Genomic DNA, 9,629 nt, shown 5'->3' on the forward strand with positions numbered 1-9,629 from the left:
GACGCCGGCCTAGCGACCGGGGGCGCCGCGACTACGGGCTCGGCCGGCGCGCCGCCGTTCTTCGCCGGCGCGGCCGCGCCGTCTAAAATCTCGCCGAGCAGCGCGCCGGGCTGAACTGTCTCGCCTTCCTTGACGAGAATTTCGGCGAGGACGCCGGCTGCGGGCGCGTTGACTTCGAGCGTGACCTTGTCGGTCTCGAGCTCCGCCAGGGTTTCGTCGGCTCGCACCGCGTCGCCCGCTTTCTTGAACCATCGGCCGATGGTCGCCTCGGTCACGGATTCGCCGAGAGTCGGCACGCGAATTTCGGTCATTGGCGTCTTGCCCTCCGCAGCGAAGCGTTGACAGGCGAATCGCAACTGTTACACTGCGACACTCTCTCACATTGCCGGAATTTTCACGACATGCCCGCGACCAAGCGCGCCGTCTACAGCATTCGATCCGACATTCTCGACCGCTTCAATGCCGCCTATCAAGGGCGGGAGCGAAGCAAGATGATCGAGCGGATGATGTTGCGCGTCCTTGACGCGGAAGAAAACGAAATCGCCGCCGCCGCCGCGCAAATCGAAAGCGACCCGGAGCTCGCGTCCTATCGCGAAACCTCCGACTGGGCCGACGCCAACGCTGTCGATACTTTCTCGCGTTTCTAAGTCGTGAGTCTTCGGCGCGGCGACATTCATTGGATCGCCTTTCCGGATCGAAATCCCGAAGGCTCCGAAATTCAAAAGACTCGGCCGGGCGTCATCGTCTCCCGGACCAAGGCGAATGAGTTTCGCCGCACCGTCATCGTCGTTCCGCTGACGCACGGCTCCAAGGAATTTCCGCCCATCGTCATCCCGATTCCTTCTGCGGGCGAAACCAGTAAGGCGGTCTGCGATCAGTTGGCGGCGGTGGACAAGAAACGCATCGGCGCGAAAATCGGGACGCTGACCGACGCCGAGCTTGCCCATCTCTCGCAATGCCTGCGCAAAGTCCTGAATATTTGAAGCCTTCGCATTCACGCCCCGAACGCCTCTTCCAAAAAAGTCTTCAATTGCGCGAGATGACGCGACATGGTCCCCGCCGCCGTCGCGGCCGCGGCGGGACGCCCGACATAGCGCGCGCGCTTCGTCTTGCCGCCGACCTGCGCCAGCACCCATTCGAGATAGGGCTCGACGAAGAACCAGGCGCCCATGTTCTTGGGCTCTTCCTGACACCAGACGATGTCGGCTTCCTTGAAGCGCGCGAGCGCGGTGACAAGGCCCTTGAGCGGGAAGGGATAGAGCTGCTCGACGCGCAGCAGATAGACGTCGTCGATCCCGCGTTTTTCGCGCTCTTCCCAAAGATCGTAATAGACCTTGCCGGAGCACAGGACGACGCGGCGGATTTGCTCGTCGGGCCTCAGCGCCGACTTCTCCGTCGGCGCGGTCTCGGCCTCATCCAGCAGCAGGCGCTGGAAGCTCGACGCCATGCCCATTTCGCCAAGACGCGAGACGGCGCGCTTGTGGCGCAGGAGCGATTTCGGCGTCATCAGCACCAGCGGCTTGCGGAAGCTCCGATGCAGTTGCCGGCGCAGGATGTGGAAGTAATTCGCCGGTGTCGAGCAATTGGCGACCTGCATATTGTCCTCGGCGCAAAGCTGCAGATAGCGTTCGAGCCTAGCCGAAGAATGTTCCGGCCCCTGCCCCTCATAGCCATGCGGCAGCAGGCAGACGAGGCCCGACATGCGCAGCCATTTGCGCTCGGCCGAGGAGATGAACTGGTCGAAGACGACCTGCGCGCCATTGGCGAAATCGCCGAATTGCGCCTCCCACATGACGAGCGCCTCGGGCTCGGCGAGCGAATAGCCATATTCGAAGCCGAGGACCGCCTCTTCCGACAGCATGGAGTTGACGACCTCGTAGCGGCCCTGACGCTCGGCGATATGATTGAAGGGCAGATAGCGGTCTTCGGTCTCCTGATCGATGAGCACGCTATGGCGCTGCGAGAAGGTGCCGCGCTCGCTGTCTTGTCCCGAGAGGCGGACATTATAGCCTTCACGCAGGAGCGAGCCGATGGCGAGCGACTCCGCCGTCGCCCAGTCGATCGGCCCGCCCTGCTCAATCGCCGCCTTGCGATTGTCGAGAAAGCGCTGGATCGTGCGATGCAGGTGAAAGCCTTCCGGCGTCGCGACGATTTTGGCGCCGATCTCGTGCAGCGTCTCCAGCGGCACGCCGGTCTGGCCGCGCCGCTCGTTTTCGGAAAGCTGCGAACCGGGCTTCATCCCCGCCCAGCGGCCATCGAGCCAGTCCGCCTTATTGGGCTTATAGGCCTGGCTGGCCTCGAACTCCTGTTCGAGACGCGCGCGCCACTCCTCCTTCATCCGATCGACTTCGGCTTGCGAGGCGACGCCTTCGCCCATGAGGCGCTCGGCGTAAATGTCGAGCGTCGTGCGATGCGCGCGGATCTTCTTATACATCAGCGGCTGGGTGAAGCCCGGCTCGTCGCCCTCATTATGGCCGAAGCGGCGGTAGCACCACATGTCGATGACGACGGGCTTTTGAAACTGCTGGCGGAATTCGGCGGCGACGCGCGCCGCAAAGACGACGGCTTCCGGGTCGTCGCCGTTCACATGCAGGATCGGCGCTTCGACCATCTTCGCCACGTCGGAAGGATAGGGCGAGGAGCGCGAATAGCGCGGATAGGTGGTGAATCCGATCTGATTGTTGATGATGAAATGCACCGAGCCGCCGGTGCGATGGCCCTTGAGGCCGGAGAGGCCGAAACATTCGGCGACGACGCCCTGGCCGGCGAAGGCCGCATCGCCATGAATGAGCAGCGGCATCACCGCGCGGCGGTCGCCGTCGGCGCAATGATACTGGTCCTGCTTGGCGCGCACTTTTCCCAAGACGACGGGATCGACGATTTCGAGATGCGACGGATTGGCGGTGAGCGAGAGATGCACCCGGTTGTCGTCGAAGGCGCGGTCGGACGAAGCGCCGAGATGATATTTGACGTCGCCCGAGCCCTCGACTTCGTCGGGCAGGAAGGAGCCGCCCTTGAATTCGTGAAACAGCGCGCGATGCGGTTTGGCCATCACCTGGGAGAGCACATTGAGGCGCCCGCGATGCGCCATGCCGAGCACGATCTGCTTCACGCCGAGCGCGCCGCCGCGCTTGATGATCTGCTCCAGCGCCGGGACGATGGATTCGGCGCCGTCGAGGCCGAAACGCTTGGTGCCGGTATATTTCACGTCGAGGAATTTCTCGAAGCCTTCGGCCTCGACGAGCTTATTGAGGATCGCGCGCTTGCCTTCCGGGGTGAAGACGATCTCCTTCTTTGGGCCTTCGATGCGCGCCTGCAGCCAGCCCTTCTCTTCCGGATTGGAGATATGCATGAATTCGAAGCCGATCGCGCCGCAATAGGTGCGGCGCAGGATCGTCACCATCTCGAAGAGCGTCGCGTATTGCATGCCCAGGACGCCGTCGAGGAAGATCTGGCGGTCGTAATCCTCGTCGGCGAAACCATAGGTCTGCGGATCGAGTTCGCCGTGATCCTGCCGCTGCTCGAGGCCGAGCGGATCGAGATTGGCGTGCAGATGTCCGCGCATGCGATAGGCGCGGATCATCATCAGCGCGCGCACCGAGTCGCGCGTCGCGCGCAGCACGTCCTCGCCGCTGGCGGGTAGCGGCGCCGGAAGGGTCGTCGCGGCGGGAGGCGAGACGACGGGCTTGGCGACGGGGGCGGGCGCCTCGCCGACGAAGGCGTTCACCCATTCGCCATTGCCGAGCGGCGGCCAGTCGCGCCGCGCCCAGCTCGGTCCCGCGGGCGCGACGCCCTGATGCGGCGCGACGCCCATCTCGGCGAAGAAGCTGCGCCAGTTGGGGCCGACCGAGGCGGGATCGGCCTCATAGGCCGCGAGCAGGCCTTCGAGATAGCTCGCGTTCGCGCCCTGCAGGAAGGATGTCGAATTCTTGAAATCGCTCTGCGCGGCGGCTTGCCCCTGCCCCGCCGGCGCGGCCGGCCCCGCCCCGCCATTCGTCTCAAATCGCGCCATTTCGTCTTTCCTAAAAGCGCCCGCGCTCGCAAGGGATCGCCGACGACTTTCGAAGCGCGAACGGGCTTGCGCTAACCCTTAAGCGCTTCGACCAATGTCTTTCCGAGCCTCGCAGGCGACGGCGACACTTTAATGCCCGCCGCCTCCATCGCGGCGATTTTGCTCTCGGCGCCGCCCTTGCCGCCGGAGATGATCGCGCCCGCATGGCCCATGCGGCGGCCAGGAGGGGCCGTGCGCCCGGCGATGAAGCCGACTGTGGGTTTACTGCGGCCGCGCTTCGCCTCGTCCTTCAAGAATTGCGCCGCGTCTTCTTCCGCCGATCCCCCAATCTCGCCGATCATGATGATGGACTTAGTGGCCTCGTCGGCGAGAAACAACTCCAGAACCTCGATAAAATCGACGCCTTTCACCGGATCGCCGCCGATGCCGACCGCGGTCGTCTGACCGAGGCCCTCGCGCGTCGTCTGAAAGACCGCCTCATAGGTGAGCGTGCCCGAACGCGACACGACCCCCACGGACCCGCGCGAAAAGATATTGCCGGGCATGATGCCGATCTTGCTTTCGCCCGCCGTGACGACGCCGGGGCAATTCGGCCCGATCAGCCGGGACTTGGAGCCGGTGAGCGCGCGCTTGACGCGGATCATGTCCTGCACCGGCACGCCTTCGGTGATGGCGACGATGAGCGGAATTTCGGCGTCGATCGCCTCGCAAATGGCGTCGGCGGCGCCCGGCGGCGGCACATAGACGACGCTCGCCTGCGCGCCGGTCTTCTCGCGCGCCTCGGCGACCGTGTCGAAAACGGGGAGATCGAGATGGGTGGAGCCGCCTTTGCCGGGCGAGACGCCGCCAACCATTTTCGTGCCGTAGTCGAGCGCCTGAACGGAATGAAAAGTGGCGGTCTTGCCGGTGAAGCCCTGGGTGATGACTTTGGTGTTTTTATCGATGAGCACGGACATGCGGAAATCCTGAAACGGCGAGACGATTCGCGCCTGTAGTCGAAGAAGCGAAAACCCGTAACGCCGCCGGTCGTCGCCCGCGCGGAACCTATTGACAAAAGTTCAGCCGCACAAGGCGGCGTCGCTCCCTGCGACAGGCCGCCGCAATCGCCATCGAGGACCTTCGCCCATCGTGGCGCCGCGAGCCTTTACGTTGGATGAACCAAAACAAAAAACCGGCGGTTTCCCGCCGGTCTTTAGATTTCGAGACGCCGAAACGCTTACGCGCTCGTCGCGCCGAGGGTCGACACGTCGACCTTCACGCCCGGGCCCTGGGTCGAGCTCAGGGCGACGCGCTGGATATAGGTGCCCTTGGCGCCCTGCGGCTTCGCCTTGGCCACGGCGTCGACGAAGGCCTTGATATTCTCGACGAGCTTGCCGTCGTCGAAAGAGGCCTTGCCGACCGTGCCCTGCACGATGCCGGCCTTTTCGACGCGAAACTCCACCGCGCCGCCTTTAGAGGCCTTCACCGCGCCGGCGACGTCCATTGTCACCGTGCCGACCTTCGGGTTCGGCATCAGGCCGCGCGGGCCCAGCACCTTGCCGAGACGGCCGACGAGCGGCATCATGTCCGGCGTCGCGATGCAGCGGTCGAAGTCGATCGTTCCGCCCTGCACCGTCGCGACCAAATCCTCCGCCCCGACGACATCGGCGCCGGCGGCCTTGGCCTCGTCCGCCTTGGGGCCGCGCGCGAAGACGGCGACGCGCAAAACGCGGCCGGTGCCGTTCGGCAGATTGACGACGCCGCGCACCATCTGGTCGGCGTGCTTGGGATCGACGCCAAGATTCATCGCGATCTCGACCGATTCGTCGAATTTCGCCTTGGCGCGCTCGCGCACGAGCTTGACGGCCTCGTCCACGGCATAGAGCTTGGTGCGCTCGATGCCCTCGCGCGCCTTGGCGATGCGTTTTCCGATATGCGCCATGGCCTTACTCCACCACCTGCAGGCCCATCGCGCGGGCCGAGCCTTCGATCATCGACATTGCGGATTCGATGGATGCGCAGTTGAGATCGACGATTTTCTTTTCGGCGATTTCGCGGATCTGCGCCTTCGTCACCTGGCCGACGACATTGCGCCCCGGCGTCTTGGAGCCGGAGGCGGGCTTTTTGCCGATCTTGAGGCCCACGGCCTTCTTTAAGAAGAAGCTGACCGGCGGCTGCTTCATCTCGAAGGTGAAGGAGCGGTCCTGATAGGCGGTGATGATGACGGGGATGGGCGTCCCCTTCTCGATCTGTCCCGTCTTGGCGTTGAACGCCTTGCAGAACTCCATGATGTTGAGGCCGCGCTGGCCGAGCGCGGGTCCGATCGGCGGCGACGGATTCGCCGCGCCGGCCGGCACTTGCAGTTTGATATAGCCGGCGATTTTCTTCGCCATTGCTTTTCTCCAACGGTTAGCGACGCGCGGCGCTGACGCGCCCGCTTCGCCGGTTGCAGTTCGTGGTGCGACATGAACTCCCGATGGCGACCGGGCATGTCTCCCACGTCGGGTTTTCGTTTCCGCTGGACGGAACGAAAAAAGCCCTCTGCGAGAGGGCCTGGGACTTATACTCGCGAGATCGGGAAAAGCAACTGATTGCCGCTGATGCGGGCCTCAATGCCTCTCGGGCGAAAGACCTACATGCTCTTCGTCCCCATCTCTTCGCCAAGGTCATCCACCTTCCCGTCGAGCTTGCGCAGCAGCGCGAACGTGAAATTTTCGACCTCGTCGCTCATCGCGGCTCCCATTCTGCTCAAGGGATCGGACTTCCGGGTCGCTCGAGACGCCGCTTGCGCGGCGGAGCCTCAATGAGCCGTTGAGTCTGCTTCTTGTTCGAGTCGGCGCAAGAGCGCCTCGAATTCGGCGATCAGCGCTCGCGGGCCTCTCATGAGCGCCGCTGAATCCCGCGCCGCGTCACAGTTTTTTCTTCCAGGCGAGTGCGCCGCGCAAGCCGCAATTCGCATGGGCGTCATCTGTGCCGCCTAAGCCGTGCCCGCGACTGTCCGGGAGCGGCGTTCAGTCTGCGCGCCCGGCTGACGGCGTCACCAATAAGGGGCGGAACACATGAAAAAGTTCTTTTATTTCACAAAGATTTGCGATTTTCGGCGCGGCGCTCGCCGCGGCGCTCGTCGGCTGTGCGCCTTTCGCGCTGGCCGATGATGACGATCACGGACGCCGCGATGACCATGGCGTGGCCATCGAGCTCGGGCCGCGTCCGTTCTATCTCGTCGATGGCATGGACGACGGACCGCTGAAGAGCCGGCTGATGGAATGCAAGACCGGTCCATTCCGCAGGACGGACTTTTCCATCGGCCATCGCGGCGCGGCGCTGCAATTTCCCGAGCACACGCTCGAATCCTACAATGCCGGCGCGCGCATGGGCGCGGGCATTGTTGAATGCGATGTGACCTTCACCAAGGATCGGCAGCTCGTCTGCCGCCACGCGCAGAACGATCTGCACACGACCACCAATATTCTGCTGACGCCCTTGGCGTCGAAATGCATCAAGCCGTTCTCCGCTGCGGCGGGCGCCGTTCCCGCGAGCGCCGAATGCCGCACGTCGGAACTTTCGCTGAGCGAGTTCAAGTCGCTGCGCGGCAAGATGGACGCGTTCGATCCGGCGGCGAAAACGCCGCAGGAATTCCAGGGCGGCACGCCCTCCTGGCGCACGGACCTCTATACCGGACGCGGCACGCTTATCACGATGCGCGAGGCCATCCGGCTCAACAAGCGCAACGGCGTCAAGCATACGCCCGAGCTCAAGAGCGGCGACCCCACGTCGATATCTACGATCTTCGGCGGCCAGGAGGCCTATGCTCAGGCCTTCGCCAATGTTCTACGCGAGGAGGGCGTCGATCCTCGCGACGTCTATCCGCAGTCGTTCAACGTCAACGATATACTCTACTGGATCGCCAAGACGCCCTATGGCGGGCAGGCGGCGTTTCTGATCGATTACGACGCGGCGACCGACAATATCCTGTTGTTCAACAAGACCGGCCAACAGCTCTTGACGCGCGCCGAACAGTTGGCATTCCTGGCCGAGATCAAGCGCGCCGGCGTTCGCATTCTCGCGCCCGCGATGCCCGCGCTTCTCGCCGTCGACGGCGACCGTGTCGTCGCCTCGAGGTTCGCGAAGGACATCAAGAGCCTGGGCTTCGAGATCATCGCCTGGACCTTCGAGCGCGCCGATCTGCGTCAAGGCGCGTCGAAGGCTGGGTTCTACTACGACTTCGATCCCACCGGCGCCGCGATAAAGAAGGACAGCGACATGTATAAGGCGCTCGATGCGCTGGCGCGCGACGTGAAGGTCATCGGCGTCTTCTCGGACTGGCCGGCGACCGTGACCTATTACGCGAACTGCGTGGGTCTGCGGTAGCAGAGTCCCGGGCGCGCGGCCACGCCGCGCGTCCGCCTCCTTGGCGGCAGGACGGAATCTTAAACCTTCTCGACCTGGGCGAACTCCAGCTCCACCGGCGTCGGCCGGCCGAAGATCGAGACGGCGACCTTGAGCCGCGAGCGCGCCTCGTCGATTTCCTCGACGAGCCCATTGAAGGAGGCGAAAGGCCCGTCGGCGACGCGCACCGTCTCGCCGACCTCGAACATGATCGTCGGCTTCGGCCGCTCGACGCCCTCGGCGACCTGGCCCTTGATGCGCAGCGCCTCTTCCTCGCTGATCGGCATCGGCTTGTTGTCGGCGCCGAGAAAGCCCGTGACCTTCGGCGTGTTCTTGATGAGCGAGAAGACCTGGTCGCTGAGGTCGCATTTCACCAGCACATAGCCGGGGAAGAATTTGCGCTCGGCGGAGACCTTGCGGCCGCGCCGCACCTCCATGACCTGTTCGGTCGGGACCAGAATCTCTTCGAAGCTGTCGGCGAGTCCACGCTGCGCCGCCCCCTCGCGAATCGCCTCGGCGACCTTCTTTTCGAAGTTCGAATAGGCGTGGACGATATACCAGCGCATGCTCATATCGGCGCCACTAGCTCCAATGATTTAAACGCCCAGGATCAGGCCGACGCCGAAACGCAGCGCATAATCGACGACGACGAAAAACAGGCTGGCGAACAGAACCATGAGAATCACGAGGCCGGTCGTGATGAAAGTCTCCCGCCGCGAGGGCCAAGTGACCTTGGCCGCCTCGGAGCGGACTTCCTGCAGGAATTGAAACGGATTGACCATTCGACTACCGGCGGCTTTCAGGAACGGGGCGGCCGCGACACGGGCGCGCCGCAAAACAGTCGCGGCGCGGGGCCTCTCGACCACGCGCCACGAATTACCCTTAGCTTATAGCCCCTCGGCCCCCGCCCGCCAAGCGAAAAAAGTACCAGTGAAAAACACGCGGTTACGGGCGACCGACGCCGTTGAGGCGCTGGCGCGCGGCAGCGCCGCTGGCTCCGCCGGCGGCAATTGCGCCTCCGCCCGTCGTTTCCCGTCGTCTCGGCAAAGCCGCGCATTGCCCCCAAGGCTCGATTGCCGCTATGAGGGCGCGGCTTTCCCTTCGAGCGAGGAAGAAGAAGATGCGCTCAATCTCTTGGATCGCGGCGCCTTTGATCGCGGCCGGCGCGCTCGCCGGCTGCAATGCGGCGCGCGCCCCTCAAGTCGCCCCTCAAGCCCAGGCGGCGCGACCGGCCGAGCCGCCGCCGCCC

At 64.2% G+C, this 9,629-nt stretch carries 10 protein-coding genes; 3 read left to right on the forward strand and 7 right to left on the reverse strand.

Annotation, left to right across the window (positions count from 1 at the left end; genetic code table 11):
* A partial coding sequence (locus tag V3H18_RS15920) for a biotin/lipoyl-containing protein (protein ID WP_332083056.1) occupies window positions 1-311 on the reverse strand: 311 nt, incomplete at its 3' end.
* Between the two features lie 90 nt (window positions 312-401).
* Between V3H18_RS15920 and V3H18_RS15925 the strand changes: the two genes are divergently transcribed.
* Window positions 402-647: a hypothetical protein gene (locus V3H18_RS15925; protein ID WP_332083057.1), complete on the forward strand. Its 246-nt coding sequence runs from the start codon at window positions 402-404 to the stop codon at window positions 645-647.
* 3 nt (window positions 648-650) lie between these two features.
* Entirely contained in the window at window positions 651-983 is a 333-nt protein-coding gene (locus V3H18_RS15930; protein ID WP_332083058.1) for a type II toxin-antitoxin system PemK/MazF family toxin, read from the forward strand.
* An 11-nt stretch (window positions 984-994) separates the two neighbouring features.
* On the opposite strand, the gene V3H18_RS15935 is transcribed toward V3H18_RS15930, so the two are convergent.
* The 4 genes from V3H18_RS15935 to rplK form a co-directional block, all read right to left on the reverse strand.
* A complete protein-coding gene (locus V3H18_RS15935; protein ID WP_332083059.1) occupies window positions 995-4,012 on the reverse strand; it encodes a 2-oxoglutarate dehydrogenase E1 component in 3,018 nt (1,005 codons plus the stop codon).
* A 71-nt stretch (window positions 4,013-4,083) separates the two neighbouring features.
* Window positions 4,084-4,968, reverse strand: a complete 885-nt coding sequence (sucD, locus tag V3H18_RS15940) for a succinate--CoA ligase subunit alpha (RefSeq protein ID WP_332083060.1) — start codon at window positions 4,966-4,968, stop codon at window positions 4,084-4,086.
* A gap of 260 nt (window positions 4,969-5,228) precedes the next feature.
* Complete coding sequence (gene rplA / locus V3H18_RS15945) at window positions 5,229-5,933, reverse strand: 50S ribosomal protein L1 (protein WP_332083062.1); 705 nt, start codon at window positions 5,931-5,933, stop codon at window positions 5,229-5,231.
* A gap of 4 nt (window positions 5,934-5,937) precedes the next feature.
* The gene (gene rplK / locus V3H18_RS15950) at window positions 5,938-6,384 is read right to left on the reverse strand and encodes a 50S ribosomal protein L11 (RefSeq protein ID WP_332083063.1); all 447 of its coding nucleotides are present in this window, start codon (window positions 6,382-6,384) and stop codon (window positions 5,938-5,940) included.
* Between the two features lie 793 nt (window positions 6,385-7,177).
* Between rplK and V3H18_RS15955 the strand changes: the two genes are divergently transcribed.
* Window positions 7,178-8,362 carry a glycerophosphodiester phosphodiesterase family protein gene (locus tag V3H18_RS15955; protein ID WP_332083064.1) on the forward strand — a complete coding sequence of 395 codons (1,185 nt, stop codon included), beginning with the start codon at window positions 7,178-7,180 and terminating at the stop codon, window positions 8,360-8,362.
* Window positions 8,363-8,421: 59 nt separating this feature from the next.
* Here V3H18_RS15955 and nusG read toward each other — a convergent pair whose 3' ends face one another.
* Window positions 8,422-8,952 (reverse strand): transcription termination/antitermination protein NusG, encoded by a 531-nt coding sequence (gene nusG / locus V3H18_RS15960; protein ID WP_292528758.1) that lies wholly within the window; start codon window positions 8,950-8,952, stop codon window positions 8,422-8,424.
* A gap of 24 nt (window positions 8,953-8,976) precedes the next feature.
* Window positions 8,977-9,162: a preprotein translocase subunit SecE gene (gene secE / locus V3H18_RS15965; RefSeq protein ID WP_332083065.1), complete on the reverse strand. Its 186-nt coding sequence runs from the start codon at window positions 9,160-9,162 to the stop codon at window positions 8,977-8,979.
* Window positions 9,163-9,629: the final 467 nt, after the last annotated feature.

Source organism: Methylocystis borbori (assembly GCF_036576025.1).
In the GTDB taxonomy this organism is placed as follows: domain Bacteria; phylum Pseudomonadota; class Alphaproteobacteria; order Rhizobiales; family Beijerinckiaceae; genus Methylocystis; species Methylocystis borbori.